General features: G+C 43.7%; 19 protein-coding genes. 10 read left to right on the top strand and 9 right to left on the bottom strand.

Annotation, left to right across the window (positions count from 1 at the left end; all coding sequences use genetic code 11):
• The first annotated feature begins 3 nt into the window (after nucleotides 1-3).
• Genes AB6D58_RS13195 through AB6D58_RS13185 form a run of 3 tightly spaced genes read left to right on the top strand, consistent with a single transcriptional unit; the run spans nucleotide 4 to nucleotide 3,079 of the window.
• A complete protein-coding gene (locus tag AB6D58_RS13195; protein WP_372128031.1) occupies nucleotides 4-1,191 on the top strand; it encodes a hypothetical protein in 1,188 nt (395 codons plus the stop codon).
• Nucleotides 1,192-1,203: 12 nt separating this feature from the next.
• Nucleotides 1,204-2,562, top strand: coding sequence for a TraB/VirB10 family protein (locus tag AB6D58_RS13190; RefSeq protein ID WP_136987022.1), 1,359 nt, complete (start codon nucleotides 1,204-1,206; stop codon nucleotides 2,560-2,562).
• A 1-nt stretch (nucleotide 2,563) separates the two neighbouring features.
• Nucleotides 2,564-3,079 carry a hypothetical protein gene (locus AB6D58_RS13185; protein ID WP_372069111.1) on the top strand — a complete coding sequence of 172 codons (516 nt, stop codon included), beginning with the start codon at nucleotides 2,564-2,566 and terminating at the stop codon, nucleotides 3,077-3,079.
• A gap of 56 nt (nucleotides 3,080-3,135) precedes the next feature.
• On the opposite strand, the gene AB6D58_RS13180 is transcribed toward AB6D58_RS13185, so the two are convergent.
• Together AB6D58_RS13180 and AB6D58_RS13175 are read right to left on the bottom strand one after the other, a co-directional pair.
• Nucleotides 3,136-3,366 (bottom strand): hypothetical protein, encoded by a 231-nt coding sequence (locus AB6D58_RS13180; protein ID WP_086714999.1) that lies wholly within the window; start codon nucleotides 3,364-3,366, stop codon nucleotides 3,136-3,138.
• A 9-nt stretch (nucleotides 3,367-3,375) separates the two neighbouring features.
• A complete protein-coding gene (locus AB6D58_RS13175; protein WP_154724033.1) occupies nucleotides 3,376-3,918 on the bottom strand; it encodes a hypothetical protein in 543 nt (180 codons plus the stop codon).
• A 393-nt stretch (nucleotides 3,919-4,311) separates the two neighbouring features.
• Here AB6D58_RS13175 and AB6D58_RS13170 point away from each other — a divergent pair, with 393 nt between their 5' ends.
• The 3 genes from AB6D58_RS13170 (at nucleotide 4,312) to AB6D58_RS13160 (ending at nucleotide 6,706) form a co-directional block, all read left to right on the top strand.
• The gene (locus AB6D58_RS13170) at nucleotides 4,312-4,536 is read left to right on the top strand and encodes a hypothetical protein (RefSeq protein WP_133150982.1); all 225 of its coding nucleotides are present in this window, start codon (nucleotides 4,312-4,314) and stop codon (nucleotides 4,534-4,536) included.
• A 220-nt stretch (nucleotides 4,537-4,756) separates the two neighbouring features.
• Nucleotides 4,757-6,409 carry an ATP-binding protein gene (locus tag AB6D58_RS13165; RefSeq protein ID WP_372069112.1) on the top strand — a complete coding sequence of 551 codons (1,653 nt, stop codon included), beginning with the start codon at nucleotides 4,757-4,759 and terminating at the stop codon, nucleotides 6,407-6,409.
• 60 nt (nucleotides 6,410-6,469) lie between these two features.
• Complete coding sequence (locus AB6D58_RS13160) at nucleotides 6,470-6,706, top strand: hypothetical protein (RefSeq protein WP_086714996.1); 237 nt, start codon at nucleotides 6,470-6,472, stop codon at nucleotides 6,704-6,706.
• A 187-nt stretch (nucleotides 6,707-6,893) separates the two neighbouring features.
• Here the strand turns inward: AB6D58_RS13160 and AB6D58_RS13155 are convergent, their stop codons facing one another.
• From AB6D58_RS13155 to AB6D58_RS13130, 6 genes are all read right to left on the bottom strand, one after another.
• The gene (locus AB6D58_RS13155) at nucleotides 6,894-8,024 is read right to left on the bottom strand and encodes a hypothetical protein (protein WP_136987026.1); all 1,131 of its coding nucleotides are present in this window, start codon (nucleotides 8,022-8,024) and stop codon (nucleotides 6,894-6,896) included.
• A gap of 2 nt (nucleotides 8,025-8,026) precedes the next feature.
• The gene (locus tag AB6D58_RS13150; protein WP_086714994.1) at nucleotides 8,027-9,286 is read right to left on the bottom strand and encodes a ParA family protein; all 1,260 of its coding nucleotides are present in this window, start codon (nucleotides 9,284-9,286) and stop codon (nucleotides 8,027-8,029) included.
• A 530-nt stretch (nucleotides 9,287-9,816) separates the two neighbouring features.
• Complete coding sequence (locus tag AB6D58_RS13145; RefSeq protein WP_154724030.1) at nucleotides 9,817-9,972, bottom strand: hypothetical protein; 156 nt, start codon at nucleotides 9,970-9,972, stop codon at nucleotides 9,817-9,819.
• Nucleotides 9,973-10,115: 143 nt separating this feature from the next.
• Nucleotides 10,116-11,201: a hypothetical protein gene (locus AB6D58_RS13140; RefSeq protein WP_372128027.1), complete on the bottom strand. Its 1,086-nt coding sequence runs from the start codon at nucleotides 11,199-11,201 to the stop codon at nucleotides 10,116-10,118.
• Nucleotides 11,201-12,232: a recombinase RecT gene (locus AB6D58_RS13135; protein WP_081230253.1), complete on the bottom strand. Its 1,032-nt coding sequence runs from the start codon at nucleotides 12,230-12,232 to the stop codon at nucleotides 11,201-11,203. The genes AB6D58_RS13140 and AB6D58_RS13135 overlap by 1 nt, the downstream gene beginning before the upstream one ends.
• A gap of 15 nt (nucleotides 12,233-12,247) precedes the next feature.
• Entirely contained in the window at nucleotides 12,248-13,327 is a 1,080-nt protein-coding gene (locus AB6D58_RS13130) for a PD-(D/E)XK nuclease-like domain-containing protein (protein ID WP_372157500.1), read from the bottom strand.
• Nucleotides 13,328-13,533: 206 nt separating this feature from the next.
• On the opposite strand from AB6D58_RS13130, the gene AB6D58_RS13125 reads away from it, so the two are divergent.
• The 4 genes from AB6D58_RS13125 to AB6D58_RS13110 all read left to right on the top strand — a co-directional run bounded on the left by AB6D58_RS13125 (nucleotide 13,534) and on the right by AB6D58_RS13110 (nucleotide 16,151).
• Complete coding sequence (locus AB6D58_RS13125) at nucleotides 13,534-14,250, top strand: hypothetical protein (protein WP_372128025.1); 717 nt, start codon at nucleotides 13,534-13,536, stop codon at nucleotides 14,248-14,250.
• Between the two features lie 98 nt (nucleotides 14,251-14,348).
• Nucleotides 14,349-15,053 (top strand): hypothetical protein, encoded by a 705-nt coding sequence (locus AB6D58_RS13120; RefSeq protein WP_372157498.1) that lies wholly within the window; start codon nucleotides 14,349-14,351, stop codon nucleotides 15,051-15,053.
• 4 nt (nucleotides 15,054-15,057) lie between these two features.
• Nucleotides 15,058-15,669 (top strand): LPP20 family lipoprotein, encoded by a 612-nt coding sequence (locus AB6D58_RS13115; protein ID WP_081230257.1) that lies wholly within the window; start codon nucleotides 15,058-15,060, stop codon nucleotides 15,667-15,669.
• A gap of 11 nt (nucleotides 15,670-15,680) precedes the next feature.
• Entirely contained in the window at nucleotides 15,681-16,151 is a 471-nt protein-coding gene (locus AB6D58_RS13110) for a metal-dependent hydrolase (RefSeq protein WP_372157496.1), read from the top strand.
• Between the two features lie 256 nt (nucleotides 16,152-16,407).
• On the opposite strand, the gene AB6D58_RS13105 is transcribed toward AB6D58_RS13110, so the two are convergent.
• Complete coding sequence (locus tag AB6D58_RS13105; RefSeq protein ID WP_372157494.1) at nucleotides 16,408-16,941, bottom strand: hypothetical protein; 534 nt, start codon at nucleotides 16,939-16,941, stop codon at nucleotides 16,408-16,410.
• Nucleotides 16,942-17,158 lie beyond the last annotated feature (217 nt).

Here is a 17,158-nt window from a genome sequence, read left to right as displayed (position 1 = left end):
GTTATGAAAAATTTACATCACCTCGCTAGATATACGATCTTGCTTTGTGCCACGTTATCATTCGGTGCAATGGCAAACCAAAACGTCATCCCTATTGAACCTGTTGGCTCGAAAGTGGAGCGACAAACAACGCAACCAGAAAATAAAGCTGCTGTTGCAGCAATGGTTGACCAAGTAGTCAAATCTTTACCGACCGATAAGCAAGAGTCATTAAGTCAATTCACTCCAGTCAATGACCCAGCTGCGAAGCAACCTATTGTCAGCACAAAATCCGTCGATGAATTTGGAAGAGTCACCCAATCAGACAAGAACGTGATTGTCGCAACACCACCAACGGCCCAACCACCGAAACCTTCTCTGACTGCATTCGAACGTATGCAGCGACAAATGGCGAAAAAGTTTAAGCCGGTTCAGAAGTACAAACTACGCCCTTCAGACAATATTACGTTGCCTGCAGCAAAGTACATTCTCAACAGTATTCGCACCTCTTTCAAAGAAATTAACATTCGCAGTTCAGATCCCAATGTTGTCATGAAAGTGGATGGTAGCTTTATCTATTTCACATCTAACAACGATGCCCCTTTTAATATCATTATGTTCGAAAAAGGGGTGCCTGAAACCCAAGTTAACTTAACGATTTGGCCACTTGATGTCATGCCTGCAATGGTACAAGTCGATGTCCTATACAACAAAGCACTACAAGCAAAAGTGAACCGCGTATTGGCGTCCAAAAAACAGGATAAAATTGAGCAAGAAAAGCGCATTAAAGATATGGAATCTGAATTGGCCATTGCCAGTGATCCTGAAGTTAAGTCATCTCCATACGTCGAGGGTATCAACAAACTGTTTGCGCAAACGGCAGGAAAAGCAACACCTACAGGTTTTGACTTACAGACCAACATTCCACGAGACGCGTTACGTCCTTGTCGATTTGGAACATATGCAGAGACGAAACAACGTTTAATATCGTCTCGACGAATCGTGGACGTTGTATTGGTTAAAAACGTTACGAATCGAAATGTGGTTTTGCGAGAGCAGGATTGCTGGGTAGATGATGACGTGATCGCAACGGGTATCTTAAACAAAGCGACCTTAAAGCCATCAGAAAAAACCGAAGTATACGTATTGCGCGACCGACTGTACTACCAACGTATGCATTCTCGCAATGAACGTCCATCACTTCTGGATTAATCGAGGTGAACCATGAAGATTAACTTTAAAGAGCTTTGGGAAACCAACAAAAATTTCCGATATGGGGTGATTGGCGTCTGTATTGTTCCTGCCGCCTATGTAGCGATGCAATTTATTCATCCGGGCAAAATTCAACGACCGAACGCAGACGCGAATAAAATCGAAAAAGTGTTCATGCCTTCGAGCACACGTACCCAACTAGAGAGGGAAGACGTTGACGGAGTTCGTGACGCCTTAGTTGAAATTTCGGCTATCGATAAAAAGTCGTCGGCACGTAATGACAATTACCAGTACGACCTGTTAAGACAAGAGGTCGATGGTCTTCGTCAAAAAATGGCCGATCAAGATGCTGAGATTGCCGAATGGAAGTCAGGCAAACGACAATTGGAAAGAACCAACTATGATCCGAACCAAATCCGACAAGGCCGCCAAGTCGTTGTAGATCGACACGGGAACGCAACGGAAATCACTGTCGACACTAATGGCGTGCCGAACCAACAAGTGAGCCAGTTGCGCAGCTCCCCTCCCCCAGCTCTTGCAGGCATTCGAAGTGTCGATGAAGGGAATGATGCGATTTTGTTGCAAGACGGGCGTGTAAAAACCTTAGTAGAAGCGAACCAACTGGTCGATGAAGATGAAATGTCAGAGGCGCAAAAACGTGAGGCATTGAATCAGAAAGAAATGGAGTTGGCTGCAGCCTTGAAGAACTATCAGCAAAAACCTGAGCAAAAAGGGTATTCAATTTCATTGCCAACCACCAGCCTTGTAACCGGTACTTTGCTATCAGGCATGCAAGCTCCAACCAGTATTGGTTCAGCGAGAGAGCCCCTTCCGGCGGTCATGCGCATCAAGACAGATGCACTGTTGCCAAATGGTTATCGTGCTGACCTAAGAGACTGTCAGGCACTATTATCCGGCATTGGTCAATTGTCAGACCGCAGAGCCTACATGAGACTAGAAAAAGTGGTCTGCATCGATGAGGACGGACTCACGGCAGAAGCAGCGGCGCAAGGCTTTGCTACTGGCTCTGACGGTCAGGCAGGGATTCCAGGCACGTTAGTTGCTCGAAACGGTGAAGTATTGAAAGGCTCCATGTGGGCGGGTTTCTTTTCTGGACTGGCACAAGGTATTGCCCCATCAAGGGTGCCGGGTGTCGACATCAACTCTGACGGAACAGGCTTTCAAACACCCGATCTAGGGACACTAGGCACCTCGGCTGTACTCCAAGGTGGCGCCTCATCTTTGGACCGCATTTCGGAATACTACGTAAAAATGTTGGAAGAAATCTGGCCAACCGTTGACGTACCAGCAATGCAAGAAGTGACCTTCCTACTTCAAGCCCCTTTAAAACTGACGTTTAAGGAGATCTAATATGGCCACTGGTGATAATGAAAAGAAAAATGACCAACCAACTGAGGCGTCGAATTCCAGTCAGGAGCTTGAACAACTCATTGAGAAGGCATCAAAACCAACAATGCCCGACGAACCTAAAGGCGACGAAGAACCGACCGTGATTGAAGCAACGCAAACGCAAACGGAAAGTAAGACGTCAAATCTATTGCCGAAGATCATCTTAGTGTGGTTAATGGTCCTATCAGGGGTAATGGCTTATGCCATGATGGTGATCGACAAACAAAGTGAAACGTCATTAAGACAACACCCGATTGTGTTTTACCCGTTTGGTAAAGCGTTTTCGGCCCTTAAATCTCAGGGTTATGATTTTGCTGCTATAGAAAAATATAACAACAACATGATCCAGATATTGAACTCTGAAGGGAAAGTGGTGCTACCTGCAGCTAGTGTGCATGGTCAGTTACCAGATTCTCTTGTTGTTAAGCTAATGTCCGTCGATGAAATGAACAGGCTGGCTTCGCAACAATCGGAGTAACAAAACCAATAAAACTAGCAAACAACACAGCTTGGCCACTTTCACAGTGGCCTTTTTTAATGCACTCCACTCGCGGCATCCATCGCACTCAAACAGATCGTGTCATACTTCGTCTTCATCACATTGACTTTGGTTTCTGCTCGAACCGCTCTGTTATATGAGGCCAACACCTCTTCGCTAGAGTCTTTCACCAACGCCAAGATCGCTTTTTTCTGAGTCTCTGTTAAGTCGGTGGCCAGCAACGCGTCGATGCTTTCATCTATACGATCAAAATACTGAGCTAACATACTTCCCTCCTAGTTAATTTCATTTTGAATATTCAATAGCAAGTGACGACAAGCATTGTCTCTAAAGCGAACGTAGTCCACGGGTGAACCAATACCATGTCTAAGCGCATCTAACGTTTCCCGAAGGACGACGACCGGCATGTCAGGGTTTCGGCACTGTAGTCCATAGAAGTCGAACTCAAAAACCGTCATGTTTGCTTCGTCGATCTGATAGCGCCTTGAGATATCTTCAATACGTGTAAATAGCCCATAGGCATCGATATATATCGTTTTCCCTTCAATATCGAAAGCATTGAGGTAATGAAGGTCAACGCCATACTCAGACAGAATCACACCTCGAATCGGGAACCGGCTACGTTCTCCAGCCACAATCAAACCCTCGCACAAGACATAACATTTTGAATGAGCGAACTCGTCAATAAATTCAGTGGTAACTGGGCTTGGCTGCTCACACAGATATTGGATGTCACTGAGAGACAATGAACGCATCACATCAATCAGCTCACGACATCCATGGCTATGCCACATTACCCGCTTTACTTCATTCTCCATTGCTGCTCCCCGGCTATTCGTTGAATTCAATATACGACGTTTCCCATACCTGGCCTAGCAATCTCCCCCCACTTAGTACGTAACCCACTGAACGAGAGCTCGAAACATGTATTTTGGATTCGTTAATTGCCATTTATTTCAGCCCCATACGCTAGATTGATACGGTTCAACCCGAAAACATCATCACTAGTATTAGTGATCGTTTTCTCCAAGCTGGAGAGCTTCCAATTCTCCCATGCTATGCATGTCCTTACTGTCAATGCACTTTGACACCAACAAGAGTTACCCACTCGCATTACTACCCGTAATTAACCCCAATCAACGGTTCAAAACACACACCTCTTTGGTGTTTTTTATGTACCTGCGATATCACCTACCCGTGAGGAACTATCCATGAAATTAAGCACTTTGTTCACCATACTATTTGGTTTAACGACGGTTTATTTCTGTATTCACCCTGTTCTTGTCGTTCGTAGCACAGACTTCCCTTCTGCATTCCATAATGTGGTCGAATTCTGTGAAACATGGCGTCATGTTTTGTTGATCACCCTACTCTCTTGGGCTTTGGCAGGCATAACACTTTGGCTAACATTTACGATTCACAAACACAGAGTTTAACCCCCTGTTAGAACCTGGTACTTCCACCAGCACTTAACAAACCTCATTGTCCAGCAATGACAACGAACCTCATCCAATCGGATGAAACTTCCCGGTCAATCGTTCCCCTTCAGGCATTTATGTCTCGTTGAATGCGCTTATAACCGGCTTGTAACCCCTTGTGATGTGCTCACCCAGCGCTTCGCAGATTCATTACCTACCCTATATCGAGGATAAGACTATGACTAACTCAAACAACTCAGTTCAAATCAAAATTAATGAAAACAATTTTCTTTCGAACCTTGGTGCGATTTTTTCCAATACCGGAAAAGTGATCAATGAATTGATTCAAAACGCTTCCCGCGCCAATGCTACAACCATATCGTTTACCACATCAGTCGAAAATGGCCGTGCCTGCTTAACGATTCTGGACGATGGTTCGGGTATCGCAGACATGCAAAAGCTTCTTTCTATCGCGGAGTCAGGCTGGTCAAGCGATGTAGACAAATGTAATCCATACGGAATGGGATTTTTAAGCACTCTCTTCGCGTGCGAACACATCAAAATCCAAAGTCAGAATCAAATGCTTTCATCAAGTACTGAAGACATCGTTTCAGGTGAATCTATCGAGATAGAAGACAGCCTGCACGGTAACGGTACATTAATTGAAATGGAAGGCGTTACTGACGCTTTGTTTAACTATCTCACATCGACTGCTTATAACCGAGAAATCGACCAAGTTGGTGCAGGTTATGACATAGATGTGGTACTCAACGGGAAAATACTCGCTAAAACACACTCAAGAGTCGTTCTGGATGACATAGGTAACTTAGTTAAATCGAAGTTCAGCTTCGGCACTATTTATTTTAATCCCGAAATCGACAAACTGAGTTGGATCGCTTATCTGCAAGGTGCTTTTATAGCGAATAACTATAACTCTGTGCAATCACGCACCTTACAACCAGATCACATCGTTCATTTGGATGATAGCGTTAGGGCAAGAATGCCGGATCGTGCTGAGTTATTGGACTCCGAAGAAATTAAAAAGTCGATTCACGTTGAAATGAAAAAGCTAATGCAAAATTCACTTCAACAAAAGCTTAATGAGCTAGGTTCTGAAGCATTCGCGGCAAATTCCACACTCTGGAAATGCGCGATAAATTATGCGCCTGAGCTTCTTAACGATATTGATTTTTTAACTGAGTCTGAGATCGAAGAAAGCACAACTTACGAGCTCGCACTCGCTGGACATGATGCCGTAACACATAGCCAACTTGAACAGCCGATTTCTCGCACTGATGTGGAATCATCATTACTCTTTGCATTTCCAGAACGTGAAGAAGAATATGAAACCATCAACATCAACTACCTAATGGGTTTGGACAACGTGGTATTTGTTGATACTCAGAAATTGCATAAAGACCATTGGATCCACAACTGTACTATCCGTTACGTTGAAGATTTGAAGGTCGATATCCAATTGTCTAACCCTAGCCCAACAGAGATACTAAATGGGTTTTACTCCATCTCTATCGTTCTATGTGATGAATACACGCTGTCCGGCGAATACGGTGATGTCATCATTAATGATGATGCAGCTGTAGCCTCAGATCAAACATTGGTGATACCCGCCAAAGAAGATCTGTCAATGGCTTTGCGTATTTATGGAAGTTACGAAGATGAGTGGAATTGCTATTGTGAAAGCGATATGGACCGCGACATTTATCTGCTTGAGAAATTGTATATGAAATTAAGGGCGGAAAGTCCTGAAGTTCTGATCCAAAGAGTTCTCGATGATGCGTTCATGGGATCTGGATTGAAAAACACACTCAATAACCTGAAATTTAGTATTTCGTTTTCAGGAACTGACATTGTAGTTACCGAAACTAAGTAACCACACTAACCCGCCAACCTACCTGTCTTTGTACGGTAGAACACCAAGTATGGAGTTACTATGAACTCATTTACTGACTCCCTCATCGACCATTCTCATGAATTGGGTCGGGGATATGGTCCTTACGCTCAAGTCGATATGTTACACAATATCCTTGAGTTAATTGGCCCAACTTTGGATAAAGTTAAATTGCAGGAACTCATTAACAGTGTAGGGTTTATTGAAGCCCTAGACTTAAAGAGTGAAGAAGATAAGGCATTTGTATTAGGGCAGTTACAAGACGCTCTTAATCAATAACTTATCGTTATCGGAAGCTCCCATCATATGGGAGCTTTTTTTTTGAATCCACAATAGACCGCAGAGTCGAGTTCGTATCGTGTTATGGCACAGCCCTTTCATTACATGGCTGCTTGACCACCAGCATCAAGAGGTAATTATGCCACTGAGTTTATAGTAGGACGCGTCCTACTACCCAAAAACCGCCCTAACCAAACAAAGTTTTGCTGAACTCTTCCAATTGAGCAATCTGCTCAGGCGTTGCATTGTTCAGTTCAATTTTCGACTTTGTTTTACTCACGACTTGGAATGATACCGATACCTTCCCATTCTTTGCCCACGATTGAGGTTCCTTATTAATGCCCCCCAATTTAGGAGAAACAGGACTCCAATCTTTCAACCGTGCAATAAGCTCTTTGTTCACTTCCTCTGCATTCATGGCTTCGAATTCTGAGCGGTTTTCGTCAATCCATTTCGTGAAGGCACTTTGCTTATCTTCACTCTCTGAAACCGTGCCGATCAATTTACGAAGGAACTTGGCATCTCGGCTACTAAAGGCATAGTTTGAAAACAGGCTCTTCAGACTGTCAGGCATCGAGTAGATAGCGAGGGAGAGTGAGATGTCTGATTTTTCGTATAGACGTTCTTTCTCTAATTTGTACGCCGACCAATCATTCACTTCCATCAAACGAGAATAGAGCTTGCCCTTTTCGTAGTAATTGAAAGACGTTTTGATGTCAGACGACGCCACCAGCCAGGTAATGGTTTCAGGTGTTGGGATTTGATCTAATATTTCAAAGTCCAGCCCCACTTTTTTATCCATGGCAATATCAGTACGACATGAGCCATCCACGACATAGATCAGGCCATCTTCACCTTGGTAAGCAAGTACAGGTGAAATTTGCATACCGAACTCGATTTCATCACTCATCTTGTTGAGTTGAATCGTATTGCGGCTCGACTGTTCACGAACGTTGTCCACGTCAATCCTAACCAAAGTCATAATCTCATCGTATGACAAGGTACGTTGGATAGCACGGTAGCTTGTACCATCAATGGACTTAATCTCACGACCTGTTTGCGCAAAGTCCAGCTTCTTAGTCTCAGTTAAAAACTCTTGGAGACTAATGCCGCCCTCCTTTAGTGAAGCTTCAATGGAAGCCAACTTCCCCTGTGCTAAGGTCATAGTGGTTTCGCGCTCATTACCACCCATGAAGGCTTGGGGCTTGCGTTGTGAGCTCGACACACTCTCCACTTCAGGTTCAGTGATTGAAGGTGATTCTTGTGCGGCCTTAGCAGCGTTGGCAGCAGCGATTTTCTTTAGACGGTTATTGGCCATGATTATTGCTCCTCACCTTTGTCCTGTTGTTTCCAAACGTCCGTTATCAGCTTATGAATGTCGGCCACGACTTCTTTACAGTTCGCCTGTGCCGCTTCTAACGCTTTGCCTTTCTTACTGTCCATTGACCTAGAGAATTCGAAAACACTGCTATGCTCAGACGCACAACGTTTTACAGCTTCACTGTGTTTCATTTTGGTCGACAACACTGCATCACCAAACTGACTGACTAGAGCATTGAAAATGTCCAGTTCCGAGTCACTGCCCTTCCAATTGGAAATGACAATCTTCGCAAAGTCGTAGCCTTGATGACCTTTAGCAATGAAGTTACCAATGATGCTATCCAGATATTGAAAGTAGGCGCAGGTCGCATCGGTATCATTATGTTCCGCCTTACACGGAATCAGCACGCTAGTCGCAGCGAAGTAACTGTTCAACGTTGCAAAACCCAATGAAGGCGGAGTATCAATCAATATGATGTCAAACTCACCATCGAGTGCATCTAAGATATTTTTCAAACGCGTTGTAGGGTCAACATTCTGCTTCTTCAAATCGTCGCTGGTACTCAAAGATTCCGTGTCTCTATCAGACTGGGACGCAGGGATAATTTTCAGATTGGGGATGAGCGTATCTGAAACGGCGTTGCGCACATCGTCTTGAAACGTCTCTGTATTAGGATCAATAGTCATCAAGTCGCCAATGCTGGTGCGAGCGTCAGAAATATACTTAGCTCCATTTCGCTCAATGTGTTTGGTTTCGTGTTTATGCACTGGAGGGTAGAAACTTGTCAGAGTTGACTGGCCATCCATGTCAATAAGACAGATCTTGTAACCAACATGATAGTTAATCGCCAAACCTGTTGCTATTGTATTGGACAGTGACGTTTTAGATACCCCGCCCTTTTGGTTTTGAACGGCAATAATCTGCGTCTTTTGTTTCGCTGTTCTTTGGAATGGTTTGTGTCTTTTCTTAAGAACGGTGGTATTCGGCATGTTATCGCGGATCAAGTACAGCTCTTCAAGAGTCAGGTAGTACTGAATACCAACCTCAGCATAGCGTTTAGGATCGATACCTAACGCTTTCGTTAAATCGGTCAATACCTTTTGAGAACATTCGAGGTACTTCAATGCCTCAGCTTGTGTGAAAGAACGAGGTTGCTTTTCATTTGTTTCGCGGCGCAATTCCAAGAATTTAGCACCTCCGTCCCCAAGTTCGTCAACTAATTCAAGCGTCTTGAGCTGTTTCTCTGTCATTGTTCCCATAGCAATATCCACCAGTGGCCTGTTTGAAAGCTAGTATGAACCAATATTAAAGGTAAGAAAAGATATAATAAGTCAATTTTGGATAAATTCATTGAAATTCGACTTACGATAAAGTTTTAAACTAATGATGTACTTTTCTGCAAAAGATAGGGGAACGATAGAGGAAAAAACAAAACACAACAAAAACAACAACTTAAAATAGTAGGACGCGTCCTACTATTGTACTTATCGGCCATGTTGTGCAATTCATAAACGAACGTGAGTAAGGAGTAATGGGTTTGAAGCCACCACTAACATACGAAAAGTCAGCTCTGCGATACATAAACGCGGGAACTGACTGAATGTTAGGCTTCAATGTATGAGAAAGAAATTTTGTTGTAGTAGTGACCAAACAGGTGTGATGAGAATGTGGAAATGCCAACAAGATGAAAGCAAACCAGAATGAAGCTAGTCACACTAAACAATCAAAATCTCTTACTATTCTGTCATGATGACAGATTGGAACACGGGTAAAATGCCGGAGATATACTCTACGACACTTGCTCCATTAGGTATTCAAAAGCGGTTTCTACCTGTGCTTCTGTCATCGAATCAAATTCAAAGCGTTCCATCGATTCAATTAACTGACTGGGTACAGGTTGTGTGTCGTGATCAGAGTGAGTGCTCGGCACTTTAGTTGTATTCATGTATCTATCACCTTCTTGTCTTTGATGAGTAGATACTAAATCAACAAAACACCCCCTCCCCCCATATTGGCGTTAGGGAAGCATAAACAGGGGCCGAGAATAGAAAACGGGGGGAGATTGGCTTTGAGGTGCAGCACCGAATATTAAATTTTCGTCTCTAGCTGGCTTGAAGAGGACTCTTCATCGAGACAACTAGAGTGGAATTGATAGCTAAAGACTTTCACTAATTCTTGCTCACGAAAACTCGCCACAACAGCAATTTGGTAACCCATCGTAAAGAAGTCGTCATAAGAATAAGGGATCTGTGTTAATCGCTCACCGGTATCAGTAAAGCCAAGTACCCATGTATTGGTGCTTGAATCGAAATCAATGATGGTCAGTAGAATTGAGCGTCTTGCATCGAATCGATACACAGAATTGGTGGCCATGGAAAAGGCAAACCCAAATTCATCGTCCATAGTAGGTTCAGCCGGGACACGAGCATCAGCAAACAGCTTACAGGCAGATAGCTGACTAAGGAGAGCTTCAGAACTGCCTTCTACTTTATTGAAGAAACCAGATATCGCTCCGAGGAAAGTATACCCGCGTTTATTCGCCATCTTTGCAAGACCAGGTAAATCAGATTGAGCTTCACTGTCAATCAGAATCGCAATTTCTGTCTTCACCACCGTTTTTCGCCATATCGGTACTAACGACATCCAATGGCTCATAGGAAGACCGGTATACCCTTGTTCAGTTTTCAACGTTGCAAAATATCCAGAATCCACAGGGTAAATTGTCAGAACAGCAAGGGTAAAATTACTTGTGCCAGAAGTAGGAAAAAAACTGGAATCTGAATTGAAACATGTCGTCGAGTCAACGGAGAGGATGTCGTTATCTATCCAAGACATTGACGCCTCGGGAACTCGAAAACGGACCAGAACATCTCTTTCACGCACTGCCTTATATTCCTTGGGAAGACATAACATAGACATATGTGGCAAGTTAATGTCATCAGGATGTGTTCGCAAACTCTTCACGACTTGCTGGTGGATATACACATCGGCCTGCTCTTGAGTACACTCAACTTCTTTGACAGAGCCGGTATCGCTGCGCTTAGTTTTGTAGATCAGTTTTTTGGAGCGACCACTCACTACAGAATGAGTGAGGAATACATTCTTCTTCCCTTGCGTGATGATATTCGCAGTAGGCAGTCGCTCAGGTTCGTTGTAAGTTTCAGTGTTCGTCATTAGTACCCCCACCCGCCCATAAAGCCATCAGAACCAAGAGTGGTTGGCGATGGGTTATCAGTTGACGGTTGTTCTGTTGCATCTTGAACCGGAGGAATAAATTCCATTTTTGGTCCATCAGTGGAACCTGCACGCTTAATCAAATCAGCAGCAGACTCACCTGTGTGTGTAACTACCTTCGAAGTACACACAGTATTGGTGTTCTTGATTGGCTGTCCAAAGGTGTTAACAGGAACGTTGTTTTGGTTTGAACTTAATAATTGCTTCTCTTTCTTTCCACGAGCGATCTCGTGGTCCATGGTGGATTTCATGTTCGTCCACATATTATCTTCTACGCTCATGAGCGTTTTAATACGACTGCGGTAATGAGGCTTATCGAAACCGAGTTGATTGAACAACAAGCGCATCATTCTACGAATTGCAGATTTCTTACGCATCTGACCAACAAATGCAGTATTCCAAACCGACTGGTTAGAACTGAAACTCATAGCCGCCATAAGCTCGATCTCATCCAACTCTTCACGGGATAGTGCTTCACAATAAACATGCCCTCCCAGTGTCTCCCCAACAGCATAAGCACATAGTAAGTCCCCACTGGCATAGGCACCTTGAGAAGTATGCTCAGGCAGTGAACGAGAGCCATGATAGACAAATTGGTCATTGCTAAAAACTTGATCCGCTGTAACTTGCGCCATTTCACCTGACTCGAACGCTAAGTGAATCAGTCCGTGGTATGTCGGCATAAATTCCAACACGAAGAAATTCGATACATAATCGTGACGATACAAAAAGGTGCCGTGATTCAAGCCTTCCTCAACAGACAAACCAATGGTCGCTTGGTTCAGTATGCTCCAATACACTGAGTTCGCATCCATATTAGAGGTAATCGACTCACCAAAGCTTTCCAGAATGTATGCCACATATTCCAGCTCTAAGTCTGTATCAAGACCCGATTGGTTCTCAGCAACGATAGTCGAAAAATGAGGACGTGCAGCCTCGACTGCTTGTAATACTAGTGATTGATTAGTCATGATAGCGCCCTCCAATTAACGGCAGTACTTCGGAATAGTGATAGAAGTGATTCCTGATAGATTCACGCGTTTTGTCCATACGCCTGTAGAAAGGCAAGTCGCCAATGTATGTAGCCCATCTTTGAACTTAATCATCGATTCTTCCTTTCTTTGTAAGTCATAGACTTCACATAAATCAGCATCGACATACTCAATGCATGCAAACAAGAAGGCACCCAAGTTCACCTCAAGCAAGCTTGCTACGTAGGTATAGAACGCTTCTTGAATGTGATATCCCAAGTTACCCGCTTGCTTGGCAAACGCATCAGGGTCCGTACTCGCAGTTGTTTTTACATCAACAGCAATACAGTCGAAGCGTAGCCAGTCAAAGCGACACTTGAGCCACAAGCCAGTTTCTGGGCAGTGAGCGATAAAGGAGATCTCTGGTAACCCATCTTGAATCAATGCATCTGCATCAACATTATCTCGACATGTTTCGTGTACGCGGTGTGCATCGTCCCAGACAATGGCATCAATCGCTTTTTTACCTTTATGGATAGCCTTATTGTTGTGCTCTTCTAAAACCGTATCCCAAAATTGCAGGGTCGGTTCTACTGCCAATAACTCTTTCATCAAACGCTCTTTATTGGCGCTTTTTGGCACATTAGGGATGTTAAGCTTCTCAACAAGCGCTTGCATTTCTGCGACCGTTCTAAGGGCATTTGGGTAATCAGCTGGCACAATATCGCGGTAATAGCGGTCATAGAACCCATGAGGCTCTAGGACCAACTCATGACCATAAGTGCCTGCATCAAAGGTGCGTTGCAGCGACTTCGACACGGTTCTACCACGGTCAATATCGCTTATGTATTTTCTGTAAAAGTGGGCAGGGGATTTCTTTACAAGCAGTTTCAACTGAGATGATGAATACGCGGGTAGGGCATGGTAAACCTCGTTCTCCATACCAATGTAAATCCCCTCGATGAGCTCACCTTTTTCATCGAGCCAGCTCGGGGACCCATCTTTGTTGTATGCCTTAAGCACATCACAAGTACTACCATCAAATTTGAATGGAGTAACCGAATCTCTTAGCGAGCTAATCATTTCAGTAATCATAATATGCCTTCTTAAACTTGTTTGTGATGTTATGAATATACATCACGAAATCCATTTTTTAGTAGTAATCTCCCCCCACTTTGAAAATTAGCGAATTCTCCTTGAGCCCTTATATATCAATGTCTTTGAAAGAAATCCTAACTGTCTAAACCAGTCCAAAATCGGTGTATAACCAATGATGACAGAATCAAAAATGGACATCGAATATGCTAGGTATGAACTATGTAATTCCATACGCCAAACACAGAACAAATACTGGCAGTGGCGCAGGTGTGCCGTTGATATTGAAATCGAAAGGGCTCGCAAATGGTGAAGGACTTTATGGTGATTGCTTTAACTTGCCGATAAAGCAAGGCGGGGTGTGGTTGAAAGAAGCCGAAATGGAATCAATGCTCACGAGCACGCTGGTGGAGCTCGGTAAGATACCGAAGAAATTTATAATCACCCGGTTGAACTTAGGACCAAAGGCTGTTCCTGATGAGTTGTTTCTCAATATCTTTGCGAGACATCCTCTGCCCTCAAATGTGAAGCTCAATGGTGTTTGGGCAAGAACGCTTACCCCCGAGTCGCCGTTTGTACTTTCTGTTATCGACCTTCGTGGCCAGAAGTGTGAATTATCCGTGACGGAAAAAGTCAGCCTGCTGCTGGGCAATGTATCCGGAGAAGTCGCGATACTGTCAGACTCCCCTTATACGACCTTTCCAAAGTGCCAATATCAAGCCAAGATGCTGAACGCGGATTATGACAATGATGGCCGTGTAGCTGGGCGGCTATTGAATTTTGAACAGCTACAGCTTTCTAATGCGGCTGCGCTTTTGATCGATGAATCTACGAAACCAGAAAGACTTCAACAAGTTCTCCATTGGTGTGAGTTGTATCAAATAAAGGTCCGAAAGATAGACGCACGGCACGGTCAACAATAAATATTGCCAATTAACGCCCGAAAATTGGCTCTTTAATTGAAAACATCGTTTGAGGGAAACGTTACCTTATTACCGTCTTTACGTTTATTGGTAACTCTATGATCCACTTCCTAACTATTGCTGCCGCCATTTGGGTACTTAAGTATCTGATGGAGCGCTTCCAAAAGAGCAGAGTACTCGTGTTTATCACGGGAATAGTTGGTGTACCTTTACATGAACTCGGACATTACCTGATGTGCAAATTGGTTGGGTTTAAGGTAACCGAAGTGAAACTGTTTCAAATGCCGACTCAAGATAATCCCGTGCTCGGCTACGTAAATTACGAATACCCAATGACCATCTCCGGTTCAATTCGAAAAGTAATAGTCAGTATTGGCCCAATTTTCACAAGCATCGTCGCACTGTATTTCCTCTCACCACAAGTGACACCATATCTTTTTAATAACAACACAATTGACCTAACGTTGTTCATGAATAAAGCAGGGTGGCAACAGTGGTTTCTCATCTGGGTTTTATCTTCAGTAACACTGCACATGCTTCCATCTCTCACTGACATCAAAATCGCAATGGCTGGCTCACTGTGGATTGGGGTGTTTACTTATGTCGGCTTAATCTACGCAGCTTCACACACCACAACCGTTCTAAGCAGCGTCAATATCTATCTGGAAGAAATGGCAGGTTTGATGAGTGTTGGGGCAATCATCGCAACGGTCCCAGTCGCTATAACGCTACTTCAATTTATTTTCTCAACGATGAGTTCGCGTATGTATAACAAAAGCGTTAATTCATTAAAAAGAGACTAGACCAATGAAAATGACTCAAAAGAAAACATTAGCTGCGTTCATGATTTCAATCATGGCAGTCGGTTGTGCATCTAACGACATGACCAAATTGGAAGTAGAAAAGGCGAAGCATGACGCAACGGTTGACCGTGTGGATGAGACACTGAGTAACATTCCATCTTGGTACATGAAACCACCGAAGTCTAACGGTGAAGGCTTTTTTGCAGCCGGAACAGGAATGAGTTCTGACTTAGACATGGCGGTAACCAAAGCGAAGATTAACGCTGAGTTCGAATTGGCCAAGAAATATCGCCAAATCGTATCGGGCAGTGAACGTGCGTACACATCAGAAACAACCAATTCAGCAACAACGGAAAGCAAAGTCGTATCGTTGACCGAAAAGACAATCGATAAGCTGGTGGCGAACGCACAGCTCTCTGACTATGACGTAACGGATACAGAAATTATCCGTGAAGGTACTCAGTACCGCGTCTACTTATTGTCATTCATGCCATACGATTCGAACAATGATGGCAATGATGACTTATTCCGTGACGTTCGAGCAGCAAGCGACATTGCCTTTAAAGACTTAGAGCGTCGTGTAGATAAGGCAACAAACGGCAACGCTGTTGAGTAGGGTGGTGCCGTGTGAAGGCCATCAATCATCAAATAACAACAGCAAGCGCCTATTACATCTGCATGAATACCATGCAAGACACATTCTATTGGATGTCATTTGCAGGTATGGGTTTCGCGATGTTAGGAGCATTACTGCCTGACATTGACACCAGACATCGCAGGGTAGGGCGCATTGTTCCGTTTTTGAGTATACCGATTGAAGGCATTCTCGGGCATCGAGGAGCGCTACATAGTTTACTTGCCGCGTTCGGGCTTTGGTTCTTATGTGCGACGTATGAGTTTCCTTGGGCATACTCGCTGACATTTGGCTATATAGGTCACCTGGTGGGGGATGCTTGTACCAAATCAGGCGTCAATTTCTTTTGGCCGATCACTACTCGGTATCGAGTGCCGCTGACGCCAGCAAGTAATGGCTTCTTTGAGGCGGTAACGACTGTTAGTTTTTTTTGTTTAGCGATGTACATCGGAGTACAAAATTAAAGTGGTGAAGATTCGATCAATTTCAATTTGGTTGACCTAATAGTCAAGGCAAACAGTCATATCAATTTCAATTTGGTTGACCTAATAGTCAAGGCGAACAGTCATATCAATTTCATTTTGGTTGACCTAATAGTCAAGGCGAACAGTCATATCAATTTCATTTTGGTTGACCTTGCAGTCAGGGCGAACAGTCATAGATGGTTGAACCACAAAAGAACAACTGGTAAACACAAAACTGTTGAACACATGCTTCTATCTAACTGAAAAGAAAGGGGGAGACGCTTATATCGGTATGGATATCAGATTTAAGTTGAGTACGATTCATATCTGTATCAACTGAAGACTTCGTATAGTCACGCTGTACAGTCATATTAATTTCAAATCGAGACACCATATAGTCACGCTGTGCAGTCATGTCATTTTCAAATGATGACATTGTATAGTCACGCCGTGCAGTCATGTCAGTTTCAAAAACTGACTCGGTATAGTCACGCCGTGCAGTCATGTCACTTTCAAAAACTGACTCGGTATAGTCACGCCGTGCAGTCATGTCACTTTCAAAAACTGACACGGTATAGTCACGCCGTGCAGTCATGTAACTTTCAAAAACTGACACGGTATAATCACGCCGTACAGTCATATCATTTTCAAATACGGACTCAATACAGTCAGCCTGTGCAGTCATATCAAGTTCAGAATGTTGAGGGCGATGGTCAGGAAAAACAGCGATACATAAGCCATTGAAATATTTACGACTGACCAATATATAACCGGTATAAAATCCGGACAAATCACCTAAGTCGTATAAATACAACCCAGTATTGAAATCAATCGTTCGCGGGTTCATTAGATGAAATAGAAATTGTTAGCTCATTACCGTGCAGTGATGCTAACCCCTTATCCGATGGGGCATTCTACTCAAGCCGTTCATGATCGCTCATTACCGTGCAGCGATGCTAACCCCTTATCCGATGGGGCATTCTACTCAAGCCGTTCATGATCGCTCA

Source organism: Vibrio sp. 10N.239.312.D08, from assembly GCF_041466145.1.
Taxonomy (GTDB): Bacteria; Pseudomonadota; Gammaproteobacteria; order Enterobacterales; family Vibrionaceae; genus Vibrio; species Vibrio crassostreae_C.
This window is presented reverse-complemented; position numbering and strand designations above follow the sequence as displayed.

What these genes read in the sequence shown, in the direction of transcription:
- AB6D58_RS13190 (WP_136987022.1), top strand. Translation starts at nt 1,204, where the DNA reads ATGAAGATTAACTTTAAAGAGCTTTGGGAAACCAACAAAAATTTCCGA.
- AB6D58_RS13185 (WP_372069111.1), top strand. Translation starts at nt 2,564, where the DNA reads ATGGCCACTGGTGATAATGAAAAGAAAAATGACCAACCAACTGAGGCG.
- AB6D58_RS13120 (WP_372157498.1), top strand. Translation starts at nt 14,349, where the DNA reads ATGATCCACTTCCTAACTATTGCTGCCGCCATTTGGGTACTTAAGTAT.
- AB6D58_RS13135 (WP_081230253.1), bottom strand. Translation starts at nt 12,232, where the DNA reads ATGACTAATCAATCACTAGTATTACAAGCAGTCGAGGCTGCACGTCCT.
- AB6D58_RS13195 (WP_372128031.1), top strand. Translation starts at nt 4, where the DNA reads ATGAAAAATTTACATCACCTCGCTAGATATACGATCTTGCTTTGTGCC.
- AB6D58_RS13115 (WP_081230257.1), top strand. Translation starts at nt 15,058, where the DNA reads ATGAAAATGACTCAAAAGAAAACATTAGCTGCGTTCATGATTTCAATC.
- AB6D58_RS13170 (WP_133150982.1), top strand. Translation starts at nt 4,312, where the DNA reads ATGAAATTAAGCACTTTGTTCACCATACTATTTGGTTTAACGACGGTT.
- AB6D58_RS13150 (WP_086714994.1), bottom strand. Translation starts at nt 9,286, where the DNA reads ATGGGAACAATGACAGAGAAACAGCTCAAGACGCTTGAATTAGTTGAC.
- AB6D58_RS13125 (WP_372128025.1), top strand. Translation starts at nt 13,534, where the DNA reads ATGCTAGGTATGAACTATGTAATTCCATACGCCAAACACAGAACAAAT.
- AB6D58_RS13130 (WP_372157500.1), bottom strand. Translation starts at nt 13,327, where the DNA reads ATGATTACTGAAATGATTAGCTCGCTAAGAGATTCGGTTACTCCATTC.
- AB6D58_RS13160 (WP_086714996.1), top strand. Translation starts at nt 6,470, where the DNA reads ATGAACTCATTTACTGACTCCCTCATCGACCATTCTCATGAATTGGGT.
- AB6D58_RS13155 (WP_136987026.1), bottom strand. Translation starts at nt 8,024, where the DNA reads ATGGCCAATAACCGTCTAAAGAAAATCGCTGCTGCCAACGCTGCTAAG.
- AB6D58_RS13145 (WP_154724030.1), bottom strand. Translation starts at nt 9,972, where the DNA reads ATGAATACAACTAAAGTGCCGAGCACTCACTCTGATCACGACACACAA.
- AB6D58_RS13175 (WP_154724033.1), bottom strand. Translation starts at nt 3,918, where the DNA reads ATGGAGAATGAAGTAAAGCGGGTAATGTGGCATAGCCATGGATGTCGT.
- AB6D58_RS13180 (WP_086714999.1), bottom strand. Translation starts at nt 3,366, where the DNA reads ATGTTAGCTCAGTATTTTGATCGTATAGATGAAAGCATCGACGCGTTG.
- AB6D58_RS13140 (WP_372128027.1), bottom strand. Translation starts at nt 11,201, where the DNA reads ATGACGAACACTGAAACTTACAACGAACCTGAGCGACTGCCTACTGCG.
- AB6D58_RS13165 (WP_372069112.1), top strand. Translation starts at nt 4,757, where the DNA reads ATGACTAACTCAAACAACTCAGTTCAAATCAAAATTAATGAAAACAAT.